At 66.2% G+C, this 13,687-nt stretch carries 12 protein-coding genes; 6 read left to right on the top strand and 6 right to left on the bottom strand.

Annotated elements, in window-relative coordinates; translation table 11 throughout:
- Positions 1–12: 12 nt before the first annotated feature.
- The 3 genes from ACFVUS_RS01430 to ACFVUS_RS01440 form a co-directional block, all read right to left on the bottom strand.
- Positions 13–639 (bottom strand): MBL fold metallo-hydrolase, encoded by a 627-nt coding sequence (locus tag ACFVUS_RS01430; RefSeq protein WP_387761155.1) that lies wholly within the window; start codon positions 637–639, stop codon positions 13–15.
- A complete protein-coding gene (locus ACFVUS_RS01435) occupies positions 639–1,724 on the bottom strand; it encodes an S-(hydroxymethyl)mycothiol dehydrogenase (RefSeq protein ID WP_387761156.1) in 1,086 nt (361 codons plus the stop codon). Before ACFVUS_RS01435 ends, ACFVUS_RS01430 begins: the two co-directional genes overlap by 1 nt.
- A 70-nt stretch (positions 1,725–1,794) precedes the next feature.
- Entirely contained in the window at positions 1,795–2,673 is an 879-nt protein-coding gene (locus ACFVUS_RS01440; protein ID WP_387761157.1) for a LysR family transcriptional regulator ArgP, read from the bottom strand.
- A 72-nt stretch (positions 2,674–2,745) separates the two neighbouring features.
- Between ACFVUS_RS01440 and ACFVUS_RS01445 the strand changes: the two genes are divergently transcribed.
- The 5 genes from ACFVUS_RS01445 to ACFVUS_RS01465 are packed head-to-tail and all read left to right on the top strand — an operon-like array spanning position 2,746 to position 10,048.
- Positions 2,746–3,363 carry a LysE/ArgO family amino acid transporter gene (locus ACFVUS_RS01445; RefSeq protein WP_387761158.1) on the top strand — a complete coding sequence of 206 codons (618 nt, stop codon included), beginning with the start codon at positions 2,746–2,748 and terminating at the stop codon, positions 3,361–3,363.
- A 53-nt stretch (positions 3,364–3,416) separates the two neighbouring features.
- Entirely contained in the window at positions 3,417–3,728 is a 312-nt protein-coding gene (locus ACFVUS_RS01450) for a hypothetical protein (protein WP_387761159.1), read from the top strand.
- Positions 3,728–4,237, top strand: coding sequence for a YbaB/EbfC family nucleoid-associated protein (locus ACFVUS_RS01455; RefSeq protein WP_387761160.1), 510 nt, complete (start codon positions 3,728–3,730; stop codon positions 4,235–4,237). The genes ACFVUS_RS01450 and ACFVUS_RS01455 overlap by 1 nt, the downstream gene beginning before the upstream one ends.
- A 27-nt stretch (positions 4,238–4,264) precedes the next feature.
- Complete coding sequence (locus ACFVUS_RS01460) at positions 4,265–9,598, top strand: DUF6531 domain-containing protein (protein WP_387761161.1); 5,334 nt, start codon at positions 4,265–4,267, stop codon at positions 9,596–9,598.
- Between the two features lie 27 nt (positions 9,599–9,625).
- The gene (locus tag ACFVUS_RS01465) at positions 9,626–10,048 is read left to right on the top strand and encodes a hypothetical protein (RefSeq protein WP_387761162.1); all 423 of its coding nucleotides are present in this window, start codon (positions 9,626–9,628) and stop codon (positions 10,046–10,048) included.
- A 35-nt stretch (positions 10,049–10,083) separates the two neighbouring features.
- Here ACFVUS_RS01465 and ACFVUS_RS01470 read toward each other — a convergent pair whose 3' ends face one another.
- Genes ACFVUS_RS01470 through ACFVUS_RS01480 form a run of 3 tightly spaced genes read right to left on the bottom strand, consistent with a single transcriptional unit; the run spans position 10,084 to position 12,555 of the window.
- Complete coding sequence (locus tag ACFVUS_RS01470) at positions 10,084–10,485, bottom strand: VOC family protein (RefSeq protein ID WP_387761163.1); 402 nt, start codon at positions 10,483–10,485, stop codon at positions 10,084–10,086.
- A 22-nt stretch (positions 10,486–10,507) separates the two neighbouring features.
- Positions 10,508–11,518 (bottom strand): Gfo/Idh/MocA family oxidoreductase, encoded by a 1,011-nt coding sequence (locus tag ACFVUS_RS01475; protein ID WP_387761164.1) that lies wholly within the window; start codon positions 11,516–11,518, stop codon positions 10,508–10,510.
- 32 nt (positions 11,519–11,550) lie between these two features.
- Positions 11,551–12,555, bottom strand: a complete 1,005-nt coding sequence (locus ACFVUS_RS01480; protein ID WP_387761165.1) for a LacI family DNA-binding transcriptional regulator — start codon at positions 12,553–12,555, stop codon at positions 11,551–11,553.
- Between the two features lie 235 nt (positions 12,556–12,790).
- On the opposite strand from ACFVUS_RS01480, the gene ACFVUS_RS01485 reads away from it, so the two are divergent.
- The gene (locus ACFVUS_RS01485) at positions 12,791–13,681 is read left to right on the top strand and encodes a TIM barrel protein (protein WP_387761166.1); all 891 of its coding nucleotides are present in this window, start codon (positions 12,791–12,793) and stop codon (positions 13,679–13,681) included.
- Positions 13,682–13,687 lie beyond the last annotated feature (6 nt).

Here is a 13,687-nt window from a genome sequence, read left to right on the forward strand (position 1 = left end):
CCCTGATCTTGATCAGCCGACGCGCTGACGCCACTCCTCGAGCTGCGGCGCCTCGGCCCCGATCGTGGTGGATTCACCGTGCCCGGTGTGCACCAGCGTCTCCGGCGGCAGATTCAGCAGCCGGTCCGCGATCGAGGCCACGATGGTGCCGTAATCGGAGTACGAGCGCCCGGTCGCGCCCGGACCGCCGTGGAACAGCGTGTCACCGGTGAACACCGCGCCCAGATCGGGCGAATGGAAGCAGACCGCGCCCGGGGCGTGCCCCGGGGTGTGCAGCACGTGCAATTCGGTGCCGCCGACCGCGATGACCTGCTCATCGGCGAGTTCGCCATCGGGCTCGACATCGGGATGGGTGAGCCGCCACAGCACCAGATCCGCCGGATGCAGCAGCACCGGCGCGCCGGTGGCCGCGGCCAATTCCGGGGCGACCCGAATGTGATCGTCATGCGCGTGCGTGGCCAGAATGGCGCGCACCTTGCGGGTGCCCACCACATCCAGAATGGCCGGAACACTGTGCGGCGCATCGATGATCACGCATTCCAGATCATCGCCGACGACCCAGACATTGTTCTCGACGTCGAACGTCTCACCGTCCAGGCTGAAGGTGCCCGAGGTGGTGGCATGGTCGATATGCGCCATCAGAACACCACCACCGAGCGCAGCACTTCACCGTCGTGCATCTTGGTGAAGGCGGCCTCGATATCGGTGAGCGAAATCGTCTCGGTGACAAAGGCATCCAGATCGAAACGGCCCTGCTTGTACAGTTCGATCAGATACGGGAAATCACGCGAGGGCAGGCAGTCGCCGTACCAGGAGGACTTCAAAGACCCACCGCGGGAGAAGAAGTCGATGAGCGGCATCTCCAGCTTCATATCCGGGGTCGGCACGCCGACCAGCACCACGGTGCCGGCCAGATCGCGCGCGTAGAACGCCTGCTTCCAGGTTTCCGGACGGCCGACCGCGTCGATCACCACATCCGCGCCGAAACTGTCGGTGAGTTCCTGAACCCGTTCCACCGCATCCTCTTTGGACGCGTTCACGGTGTGGGTGGCGCCGAAACCCTTGGCCCACTCCAATTTGCGCTCATCGATATCGACGGCGATGACGGTGGTCGCGCCCGCCAATTTCGCGCCCGCGATGGCGGCGTTACCCACACCGCCGCAACCGATTACGGCCACGCTGTCACCGCGGCTGACATTGCCGGTATTGATGGCAGCGCCCAGCCCGGCCATCACGCCGCAGCCCAGCAGGCCCGCGGCCACCGGCGAGGCGGTCGGATCGACCTTGGTGCACTGCCCGGCGTGGACCAGGGTCTTCTCCGCGAACGCGCCGATACCCAGCGCGGGGGTCAGCGGGGTGCCGTCGGTCAGCGTCATCGGCTGCGCCGCATTATGAGTCGAGAAGCAGTACCACGGCTTGCCCTTGCGACACGCACGACAATTACCGCATACGGCCCGCCAGTTCAGGATGACGAAATCGCCCGGCTGCACATCGGTGACGCCCTCGCCCACCGATTCCACGATGCCCGCGGCCTCATGGCCGAGCAGGAATGGGAATTCGTCATTGATGCCGCCCTCCCGATAGTGCAGATCGGTGTGGCACACCCCGCACGCCTGCACCTGGACCACCGCTTCGCCCGGACCGGGATCGGGGATGACGATGTCGGTGACTTCCACGGGAGCATTCTTCGAGCGTGCGATCACGCCGCGCACAACTTGGGACACGTAATGCCTTTCTCTACAATGCAAATCTCTTCCGACTATGACAGCCGAGTCCATTCGGCGCACAACGTCTTCAAAGCAGTACCGCGGCAGCGGCTTCGGCAATGGTAGCGGCGACCATACCCAGTGCGGGGGAGTCCAGGCGCCACTGCTGCCAGTACAGCGGGACATCGATGTATACCGTGCCATCCAGCGGGATCAGCCGATCATCCGGGCGGGTTTGCAGGTCCGGCATCATGCCCCAGCCCAGGCCCAGGCGCAGCGCGTCGGCGAATCCGGCCGAGGAGGGGATGTAGTGCCGGGGCGGGTCGACGGGCTTGCGCGTGTACCGCCGCATCAATCGGAATTGCAGATCGTCCTTGCGGTCGAACAGGATTACCGGGGCCTGCGCGAAGGCTTTCGCGGTCGGGCCGTCCGGAAACCAGGTGCGCACGAAATCCGGAGTGGCCAGCGGGCGATATCGCATCGCGCCGAGCCGCCGCACAATGCAGCCCTGCACCGGTGCGGCGGTCGAGGTGATGGCGGCCATCACGGTGCCGTCGCGCAGCAGCCGGGTGGTGTGCTCCTCGTCCTCGCGATGGATTTCGAAGTTGACGCCCCGCGCGGCCTTGCCGAGCGCGGGCATGACCCAGCTCTGCAGCGAATCGGCATTGACGGCGATGGGGATATTCACCGGTTTGGCCGCGGGCTGTTCCGCATCGCCGAGTTCCTGCGCGGTATCGCTGGTGAGCAACTGAATCTGTTTGGCCAGCCGCCACACCGTGAGGCCGGATTCGGTGGGCTGCACGGGTTTGGTGCGCTGCACCAGAATCCGCCCGGCCGTGTCCTCCAGGGCTTTGATGCGCTGGCTGATAGCCGAGGGGGTGACGCTGAGTCGCCTCGCGGCCGCCTCGAAGGTGCCTTCGGTGAGCACGGCATCGAGCGCGCGAAGCTGATCCAGTTGCAGATCCATATTAAGGAATTCTAATCGTCCATCAGAAACATTAGCTGGCCTGGAGCTGGACGCCCGCTTAGCTTCGAAAGGGTGAACGGATCATCGGCGGCCCTGGCGGCCATTTCAGGACTCGGCTTCGGACTCTCGCTCATTGTGGCGATCGGCGCGCAAAATGCCTTCGTGCTGCGCCAGGGGATCCGGCGCGAGCATGTGCTGCCGGTGGTCGCGGTATGCGCCGGATCCGATGTGGTGCTGATGACTGCGGGTGTCACCGGGTTCGGCGCGGTGATGAACGCCGCGCCGATGATCATGACCATCGCAAAGTTCGCAGGCGCGGCATTTCTGCTCGGCTACGCGTTCCTGGCCGCCAAGCGCGCGTTCTCCGCGAACGGCCTGACCGCGGGCGGCGGTGCGCCGATCGCCTTGGGCGCGGCCATCGCCACCTGCCTCGCGGTCACCTGGCTCAATCCGCACGCGTATCTCGACACCATGGTGCTGCTCGGGTCGTTCGCGAGTACCTACGCCACCCCCGATCGCTGGTTCCTCACCGCGGGCGCGATCACCGGCAGCATTATCTGGTTCATCACCCTCGGATTCGGGGCGCGACTGCTGGCTCCGGTATTCGCCAAGCCGCGGGCCTGGCAGATCCTGGATTCGGTGATCGCACTCGTAATGACCGGTCTCGCAATCGGATTGGTGGCGAGCTGACCGCCCCCGCTCCGGTATGCGATGATCACCGGAAGTCTTAGGGGGGTTCGACGGTGGGCAAGGTAGAGGTTGAGATCGGCCAACTGCGGTCCGTTGGCGGTGCGCTGGAAGCGGTGGCCACCCGGATCGAGGCGCTGAAGGCGAAGATCTCCGGCGAGGCCGCGGCATACGACGGTGCTTGGGGCGCTGACGATTTCGGCACCCAGTTCAATGGCGGTGATAACGGCTACAAGGCGTCGCGGGAGAATCTCGACGCCGTGCTGGCCTCCAAGGTGACGCTGCTGAACGCGTACGGCAAGGGGCTGACCGACGCCGCGGATAGTCTGCAGGCGACCGAGGACGGCAATACCGAGTCCTTCCGCTGATGTCGAACGAGATGGCGCGGGCGCGCCTGGCCGATCTGGTGGAGTCGGTCAAGACCGGGATGGAATCCATCGCCCGGGCACAGCAGGAGCAGGCGAAACTGACCGCCACCGGTACCGCGGCCAACCGGCGCGTCACCGCGACGGTCAATGCGCACGGGGTGCTGGTCGACCTCAAATTCGCCGATTCCATCGATGAATTGAGTCCCGCCGAGCTCGCGCGGGAGGTGGTCGTCGCGACCCAGGCCGCAGCCGTCGAGGTGCAGCGCAGGACCGCCGAGGTGCTCGCCGGGCTACAGCAGGACAATGCGCGCATTCCCCGACTATCGGAGTTCATCCCCGGCATTCCGGATGTGCACGACATGCTGCCCACTCCGCCGCCGGTCTCGATGGCACCACCGGGCGCGCGGGCCGACGAGGACGACGAGCTACCGCCCGCCATGATCTTCACCGACGTGGAAACCGAGGATCCCGACGCACCACCGACGCTGGCCGATCGCGGACATTGGTGATCGAGGCGGGGTCTGGAGGGTCGGCGGGTGTCCGGGATTACGTCGGCTTGGGAGTGGATTCCGCACTGGATTCTCACCCTGCTCAACTTCGGGATGGCCTATCCCGACGGTGACGAGGATGAGATGTGGACCCTCGGCGATGCCTGGAAGGACGTTGCCAAGGATCTCGAGGCGCTGATCCCCGATGCGAAGGCCGCGACCGACTCCGCGCGGAAGTACTACGTGGGGGAGGGGTCGGAGCAGGCGCTCGCGGAATTCGCCAAACTCTTTGGCAGCGGCGATGAATCGCTGGACAGCCTGGTCAAGGGGCTCGAAGATCTGGGCACTCGGACTCGTGAAGCGGGTACCGAGATCGAGTACACCAAGATCATGGAGGCGGGATTCGCGGTAATCACCGCCTACAGCATCTACGCGCTGTTCGCGGCGTGGCCGTGGGGGTCGGCCGCAGTGCCGGCGGCGGCTGCCGCCGGGCGCGAGGCCATCGCACTGGCGGCGGAACAGGGGGCGCGGCAGCTCGCGGCGCAGATGGCCAAGGCGGGGCTGCGCAATGCGGTCAAGGTGTATTTGAAAGATATCGCCATCACCGGTGTGAAGACCGGATCCATGGGTCTGGCAATGGATCTCGGCATTCAGTCGTATCAGGTGCTGGCCGATCATCGCGACCATATCGATCCGGCCCAGGCGGCGCGCACCGCGCTCGAATGGGGTGCGGGTGGGGCGGTCGCCAAGGGTGTTGCGCCGGGACTCACCAGAATGCTGGGCCATACACCGCTGTCCCCGGCAACCCGGGGCTTCCTCGGTGGCGGATTATCGGGCCTCGCAGGCGGTTTCGGTATATACGGCACCGATATCGCCTGGCAGGTCGGGGACCAGCTCACCCACGGCGGGCTCGACTGGAGCAAGGTCAACACCACCCTCAACCCCGCCATGCTGGCCGCCGGTTTCGGTATGGGCGCGGCCCACGGGGTGCGCTCGTCCGCGAAACCCGTTGGTGGCAAAAGCCTTCCGGAAGGCACCTCGCCACACCCCTCCGCCGCACCCGAAGGCGTCAAGCCATCCGTGGTCCCCGGCGCGGACACGGTCAAACCAGCCGCCCTGAATGGCGAGGGCGCAGCGGGCGCGCCGAAGGGGGATCCCCACCCAGCCCAGCCGAACGGCACACACGGGGAGCCCGGGCCGACCCAAGTCAGCGACGGCGGATCTCGTTCGCGCCCGGACGTTTCCGTACCACCGGCCGAATCCCGTTCCGGATCACCGGAAACTCGTCCGGGCGGGTCCGAACTCCACGCCAGCACCCCGGAATCCCGAGCGGCGGTACCGGATTCGGTGACCCGCGCCGATACCGCCGACGGCAACCGACAGGCTCCCGCTGACCGAACCCCAGCCCCCATCGACAACGCGACCCGCTCCGCTCCGACCACGGACCGAACGCCCGGACCCGCCGCCGCTACACCTCGCGACGCCCCGGTCGGCACTCAACCCGCACCCGGTGATCGAACCCCCGCCCGCGCCAATGTGCCAACTGCCGCTCCCGGCGGCGAACACTCCTCGAATATCTCTGCCGCACAACATGAAAAGCCCGTGCCGTCGAAGCAGAACCAACCGGGGCCGGGGAACCATCCCGAAGCAGCGCCCTCGCCCGATACGCATTCCGCGAGTTCGGACGGGGCCGCGGATCATGGTGCGCCGCAGCGGGAGAACCCGAGTCTGCCGGAGTTGGCGAATGCCGATCACGGCGTTCATCAGGAGACGGTGCACAAAGGCAGCGAGGTTGATCGGACTCCAGGGCAGGTGGAGGAGTCACCCGATCCGGTGGATATCGCCACGGGCGAATTCCTGCTTCCGCAAACGGATCTCACGCTTCCGGGCATCTTGTCGCTGGTGCTGCGGCGACGACACCGCTCGAGTTATCGCTTCGGTCGCTGGTTCGGGCCCTCCTGGTCCGCCACCCTCGACATGCGCATCGTCGTTGATGCGGACGGGGTCACCTTCCTGGCCGAAGACGGCCTCATGCTCGCGTATCCCCACGCGGATACGGAGGTGCCGGTCGAGCCGATAACCGGTGGTCAGCGCGTGACCCTCACGCGCTCGGAGTCCGGTGGTTATCGCGTGCGGGACCCGCGCCGAGAACTGCTCTGGCACTTCGACCCCGACCCGATCCTCAACGGCCTGGATGTGGCGCTGGGCAATTACGCGATCTCGGCGATCACCGACCGCCACCACAATCGGGTCAGCTTCCACTACGACTCCGATGGCGCGCCAACCGAAGTGACTCACTCCGGCGGGTACCGGGTACGCGTCGAGACCGCGGCAGGCAGGGTCACCGCCTTGACCGTCCTGGCCGCCGACGAGGCCGAGTCCGATACCCGGGTGCGCGAATTCGCCTACGACGCTGGCAGTCTGATCGCTGTCACCACGGGCGTCGGTGCGACGACGCGCTTCACCTACGATGATCGGGACCGCATCACCTCGTGGACCGATTCCAACGGCACCACGATGCGCAACAGCTACGACTCGGCGGGCCGGGTCATCCACCAGCGCGGTACCGCTGGAATCCTCGACTGCGACTTCGGATACGAGACGTCGCGGTCCGGATCCCTCACCACCATCACCGATTCGCGGTCCGCGATCACCCGCCACGGGTTCGATCGCGACTTGCGCCTGCGCGAGCTCACCGATCCCGAGGGCGGCACAACCCATTTCGACTACAACGCGGATCGCGAGCCGGTACGCGTACTCGCCCCCGACGGTGCGGAGAGCCAGTACCGCTATGACGATCTGGGTGATCTCACCGGGCTCACGCGCCCTGACGGCGCGACTGTCAGCATCGAATACCTGGGTCCGAACCGGCCGACGACAATTGTCGACGTCGACGGCACCATCCGGCGTCAAGAGTGGAGTGCCGCAGGCGATCTGATCGCGTCCGTCGATGCGGCGGGGTCGCGAACCGAGTACTCGTACCATCCCAATGGCGCGGCGGCGGAGGTGGTCTCGTCCACGGGCGCGCGATCGGTGATCGAGGTCGATCGAGCCGGACTGCCGGTTGTCGTTACCGACTCGCTCGGTGCGGTCACCCGTATCGAACGCGACAGTCTGGGTCGCGTCACACGCCTGACCGGCCCGCTCGGCGAAATCACCCGCTACGAATGGGCGGCCGACGGAAAACCGTTGCGCCGCATCGATCCTGATGGGCACCACGAATCGTGGACCTGGGATGGCGAAGGTAATCTCCGCACTCACACCAACCGTGCCGGCGGAATCACCGACCACAGCTACGGCCCATTCGATCTGCTCGCCGCCCGCGCCGAACCGGACGGTTCCGTCACCCGCTACACCTGGGACACCGAACGCCGACTGACGGCCGTCACCAACCCGCTGTCCCAAACCTGGACTTACGAGTACGACGGCGCAGGCCGCCTGACCGCTGAAACCGACTACACCGGCGCGACCACCCGCTACACCCACGATGCCGCCGGTCGCGTCGCATCGGTCACCCCCGCGACGGGCGTGACCCGCACCCACGCCCGAGATGTCCTGGGACGAGTCACCGCCATCACGGCCGATACCGGCGAATGGCTCAGCTACGGCCATGATGTCGCCGGTCGAGTTCTCACCGCGCACTCCGGTGTCGGCCGCAGCCCCGTCCATGCTCTGGAGTTCACGTATTCCGCAGTCGGGCAGCCTGTTTCGGAGCGTCTGGACGATCAGGGTCCGATGCTGTTCGAGTTCGACGAGCATGGTCGCCGGGTCGGACGCACAACCCCGACCGGATCGCGCACCGAGTGGGAATGGGATATCGCCGGCCGGGTGCGGGGCCTGTCGACCGGCAGCCACGAGATCGCATTCACCCACGATGCAGTGGGCCGCCAGTCCGGCTGGCAGGTGGGAACGGTCACCGTCCAGCGCACTCTGTCCGACGTGGGCCGTGTCATCGGGCAAGAGGTGACCGCCCGCCCGCGCCCACTCCTGAACCTCGGCCCGGAACCCGATCGCCCCGGCCCTCGAATGATCCGGCGCGACAACTACTCCTACCGCCCCGACGGCTATCTGACCGCCCATTCGACCATCCGTCCCGAAACGCCCGATCGGCTGCGAGAATTCGCCCTCGACCCGATAGGCCGCATCGGCACGATCACCGATGGCCCCGAAACCGAGTCGTACACCTACGACTCGCTGAGCAACATCACCCATGCCTCGCACGCGAATTCGGCTACGGCACAGCATGACCCGTCAGAGCGGGAATATCGCAACAACCTGCTGATCAGAAGCGGCCGCACCCGATACCACTACGACCCCGCCGGCCGTCTCATCCGCAAAACCCGAACCCGGCTCTCCCGCAAGCCATCCGTCTGGCACTACACCTACAACGCCTTCGACCAACTGACCGAGGTCACCACCCCCGACGGTCACCGCTGGCACTACACCTACGACGCCGCGGGCCGCCGCCGCACCAAACAGCACCGCACCCCGGGCGGCGCGATCGGTGACCGCACCGACTACACCTGGGACGACACCTACCTGGTCGAACAGGCCACCGCCACCGAAACCACCCGCTGGCACTACGACCCCACCTCCCGCACCCCCCTCACCCAAACCTCCACCCGGCACGAATTCGACACCACCTGCCACGCGATCCTCACCGACCCGGTCGGCACGCCCACCGACCTGATCGACCCCACCACCGGAACCCTCTCCGCCACAGCGGTTTCCACCATCTGGGGCGAAACCGCCTGGCAAGGCACAGCCACCACCCCCCTTCGCCTCCCCGGCCAAATCCACGACCCGGAAACCGGCCTCCACTACAACCTCCACCGCGTCTACGACCCCGCCACCGCCCGCTACCTGACCCCCGACCCCCTCGGCCTGGCCCCAGCACCGAACCCGAACACCTACCCGCACAACCCAACCGGCTGGATCGACCCCCTCGGCCTGTACCCGGCCGATTCACCGGGACGCGCCAGTCACGACCCGCACCCCGGTGAGGCTGTCGTGCACCTGGATCCCAGACATCAGGGTGGCGGTATGCACGCGTTGATCTCGGTCCGCGCCGCCGACGGTGAATTGCTGCGAACCGAACAATGGGGCGGCGTCAACTCGCTGACCAACGGAGTCGACAGGTTCGAACCCGGCATGCTTTCCCCGGAGACCATCCACGTCCGGGTTCTGCTCGATAACCCCGGGGCCGCAATGGCATACGCCGAAACCATGATGTCGAAAACCGAACGCGGATTGTATCCGAGATACCATCTGTTCACCCAGAGCTGTGTAACCTACTGCGCGCAGGTGCTTCGGGCCGGAGGTGTCGACATTCCGACAAACACCAGACCTGGAACAGCGTGGTTGCTCAAACACCATGGATGATCGCGGACAAGGGAAAAGAGCGCGTCGATGAATTACGACTGGGATTGGATCAACGATCTACCGGACTGGGATCAGCCGGAAGAGCTCACCAAAAACGACGTACCCGCAACCCACAACCTCGCCATTCTCCTGCTGTCCTGCAACCTGGTGAGCAATGAGATCCAAGCGCTGGTTGGCCGCTATATCACCGAGGTAGCGAACCTGAACGTCTGGCTCGCGGCCGGAGGCCAACAACATCTCGACGCCAGAGCCTTCATCACCCTCACCACCCACGTTGAGCAATACACCAGGAAGACCTACGAGGCATGGAAAGACCTCGAAGCAGCCCTGAACCCAACGCACGAGATCACCCCCGAAGAATCACGCGCCAAAATCGCAACCACCAGCCAATCACTCCAATTCACCCTCATCGAAGCCATAGATTTCATGAGCCAAATCCGCGGAGCCTGACAATGGATGCCGAATTCCTCGACACAATCCGAGGGCTAGTCGGGGGTTTGGGGGCGTTCTTGGATTACCCAGGAGTTGCCGTCGGGGTCGTCGAAGAAGATGAAGTTGTTCCAGGGGGCGCCTCGGCCGGGGAGGCGGGTGCCCTGGTCGAAATGCATTATCTCGGTTACCTTTACGCCTCGGGTGGAGAGTTCGGAGTGGGCTGTGTCGAGGTCGGGGACCACCAGTTGTAGGCCCGATACCGAGCCTGGGGGCATCGGGCCGGTGGAGAGGTGGATGGAGCAGGGGGAGCCGGGTGGGGTTAGTTGGACAATGCGGGTGTCGGGGGAGATTTGGATGTCCAGGTCGAGGGTGAAGCCGACCTGGGTGGAGTAGAAGTCTTTGGCCTGGTCCAGGTTCGAGACGGGGACGGGGACTACCTCGAGGATCCAATCCATGTCGGCTTCACCTTTTCGGGGGTTAGTGGCGGACTTCCGTTAGGCGGATGGGGCGGCCTTCGCGGCGGGATTGTTCGCAGGCTTCCGCGATGTAGAAGGCTTCCAGGGCTTCGGCGGGGGTGCAAGGGCTGGGGCGCTGGGCGGTGGCGACCTCCAGGAAGGTGGCCAGTTCTTCCACGTAGGCGGGGTGGAAGCGGTCCATGAAGCCGGGGTAGGCGGGGACGCCGGAGGCGGGGTAGCCGGGTTCCACCGAATGCAGGGGTGCGCGGTCGTCGAGGCCGACTATCGCATTGCCTTGGGAGCCCAGGACTTCCAGGCGGACGTCGTACCCCGCGCCGTTGTAGCGGCTGAGGGAGACCGTGGCCAGTGCGCCGTCGTCCAGGCGCAGGATTACCGCGGCCGTGTCCACATCGCCGGCGTCGGCGAAGAATTGTTCGCCGCGGTTCGCGCCGGTGGCGTAGACCTCGGTGACCTCGCGGCCGGTGACCCAGCGGATGATGTCGAAATCGTGGACGCCGCAATCGCGGAAGACGCCGCCGGAGCGGGGGATGTAGTCGGCGGGCGGGGGTGCGGGGTCGAGGGTGGTGGCGCGCAGGGTGTGCACCCAGCCGAGGTCGCCGGAGACCACGGCGGCGCGGGCGGCCCGGTAGCCCGCGTCGAAGCGGCGCTGGAAGCCGATTTGGACCGGGACGTTCGAGGCCGCGACCCGCTCCACCACCGCCAGGGTGCCGAGAATGTCTGCGGCGATGGGCTTTTCGCAGAAGACGGGGATACCGCGATCCACGGCGGCGGTGATCAGCTCCGGATGCGAATCGGTGGCGGTGGTGATGATCAGGCCGGTGAGATCGGCGGCCAGCAGCGCGTCGATATCGGGTGCGAAGTCGATATCGAGTTTGTCGGCGGTGGCGCGGGCTCGGTCCGCGTCGGCGTCGGCGACGATGACCGAATCCACGCCGGGTAGCGTGGTGAGGGTTTCGGCGTGGGAGCTGCCGATGCGGCCGGTGCCTGCCAGGCCCAGTCTGATCGCGGACATGGTTGCTCCTTCGAAATCGGTTGTGGCCCAGCTCAGTCGCGGGGCTTGGCGGTTGTCGAGCGGACGACCAGGGACGGCTCGAGATGCTGGCGCACCGGATCGGTGCGACCGTCCTGCATGCGTTCGGTGAGCGCGCGCACGGCGAGGCGGCCGATGCTGTTGCGCGGTTGATCGATGGTGGTGAGGGCGACATGCTGGAGCGCCGCCAGCGAGGTGTTGTCGTAGCCGACCACCGAGACATCCTCGGGGACACGCAGTCCCGCCTCGGCGAGCGCGGACATGGCGCCGACCGCGTTGAAGTCGTTGCCGCAGACCAGCGCGGTGGGAAAGTTACCGGGGGAGAAGAGGTTCAGCAGACTGCGCACCGCCGCCGCACCGGCTTCGTCGGTGTGCTCGCTGGCGATGACCATGGGCTCCAGCCCATGCCGGATCATGGCGGCGGTGTAGCCCTTGCGTCGCGGACCCGCCGCGAACGCGGCCCCGCCGTCCAAATGCACGATCCGCCGATGACCCAGTGCGACAAGGTGATCCACCGCCAGCGCGGCACCGACCTCGCCATCGTCATTGACGGTGTCCACTTCGGCGAAGTTCGATCCGCGCGATACCAGCACAACCGGACACCGTTGCGCCGCATCACGAATGGACGCCGCGGGCAGCACCGGCGACAGCAGGATGATCCCGCCCGGCCGGAAGGCGAGCAGGCTCGCCAGCGCCGTACTCTCCCGGGAAGCGCTGCGCCGCCCGGTATTCAGGATGAGTTCGAGGCCCTCTTCCTGCGCCGCCTCGTCCATGCCCTCCACCACATCGGCGAAGAACGCGTTACGCAGGTCGGACACCATGACCCCGACGATGTTCGAGGTCCGGCTCGCCAGCGATCGAGCCATGAGATGCGGTTCGTAGCCGAGTTCATCGGCCGCCGCCAGCACCGCGGCCCGGCGATGCTCACTCACCTTGGGGGAATTGCGCATGACCAGTGAGACCAGTGCGCGGGAAACGCCCGCTCGGGCGGCGACGTCTTCCATGGTCGGTCGGGTCATGCTGCACGACGGTACCGGTCCGGGCGATTGTCGGCAATAGAGCGCTCTAACGACATGTTTCGGACATTTGGATTCCTGCACAACGGCCCAGGTTGGAGCTGTATTGCATGGTCATGCACCACTTTTCGGCCACACCCGGGCTCTTGACACGCTTGTGATCGGGGTTACATTGTTGGAGCGCTCCAATAGTGAGAGCGTTTCACCCGTTGGCTACCGACAGGTCTGGGAAGTGCCGATGACCGAATTGCGTATTGCCGCCGCGCCCATCTCCTGGGGCGTCTGCGAAGTCCCCGCCTGGGGTTTTGTCCTGGACGCGGACACCGTGCTGCCCGCCATGGCGGCCCTCGGGCTGACCGCCACCGAGTTCGGCCCGCCCGGCTATCTGCCCGGCGCCCCAGCCGAATTGCGCGCCAAATTGGCCGCGCACGGACTCACCCCGGTCGGCGGATTCCTGGCCCTGGCCCTGCATCGAGAACCGGGCACGGCCCTGGCCACCGCCCGCGACACCGCCGCACTCTTCGCCGCGACCGGTGCGGAAGTACTGGTCCTGGCCGCCGCCACCGGCGAAGACGGCTACGACGCCCGAGTCCCCCTCACCGATCACGAGTGGCGCACACTCATCGACACCGCCGCGAGCATCGCCGATATCGCCGCCGAACACGGTCTGCGCACCACCCTGCACCCGCACGTCGGCACCCATGTCGAGACCGCCGCGGAAGTCGAGCGCTTCCTGGCCGATTCCGATCTGGACCTGTGCCTGGACACCGGCCACCTGGTCATCGGCGGCACCGACCCGGTGGCGCTGGCCCGGCGATATCCGCACCGCATCGGGCACATCCACCTGAAGGACGTCCGGCTCTCGGTTGCCGACGAAGTCCGAAGTGGCCGAATGGAATACAGCAAAGCCGTGCGCAACGGCCTTTATGTGCCGCTCGGCGAAGGCGATGTCGATATCGCCGCGCTGGTGCACGCCGTCCGCGCCGCGGGCTACACCGGCTGGTACGTCCTCGAGCAGGACACCGCCCTCAATCCCGGCGATACCGCCGCCGGTCCCGACCGAGATACCGAAGTAAGTCTGCGACACCTGGCCGAAATAGGGGCTGAACAGGCCTCCACCCGGATTTAGTGGGTT

The sequence above is a fragment of the Nocardia sp. NPDC058058 genome, assembly GCF_042885355.1.
Lineage (GTDB): Bacteria > Actinomycetota > Actinomycetes > Mycobacteriales > Mycobacteriaceae > Nocardia.

Bases quoted from the DNA above. Each gene is read 5' to 3' on its own strand.
- ACFVUS_RS01430 (WP_387761155.1), bottom strand. From the start codon at position 639: ATGGCGCATATCGACCATGCCACCACCTCGGGCACCTTCAGCCTGGAC.
- ACFVUS_RS01485 (WP_387761166.1), top strand. From the start codon at position 12,791: ATGACCGAATTGCGTATTGCCGCCGCGCCCATCTCCTGGGGCGTCTGC.
- ACFVUS_RS01480 (WP_387761165.1), bottom strand. From the start codon at position 12,555: ATGACCCGACCGACCATGGAAGACGTCGCCGCCCGAGCGGGCGTTTCC.
- ACFVUS_RS01470 (WP_387761163.1), bottom strand. From the start codon at position 10,485: ATGGATTGGATCCTCGAGGTAGTCCCCGTCCCCGTCTCGAACCTGGAC.
- ACFVUS_RS01475 (WP_387761164.1), bottom strand. From the start codon at position 11,518: ATGTCCGCGATCAGACTGGGCCTGGCAGGCACCGGCCGCATCGGCAGC.
- ACFVUS_RS01455 (WP_387761160.1), top strand. From the start codon at position 3,728: ATGTCGAACGAGATGGCGCGGGCGCGCCTGGCCGATCTGGTGGAGTCG.
- ACFVUS_RS01465 (WP_387761162.1), top strand. From the start codon at position 9,626: ATGAATTACGACTGGGATTGGATCAACGATCTACCGGACTGGGATCAG.
- ACFVUS_RS01440 (WP_387761157.1), bottom strand. From the start codon at position 2,673: ATGGATCTGCAACTGGATCAGCTTCGCGCGCTCGATGCCGTGCTCACC.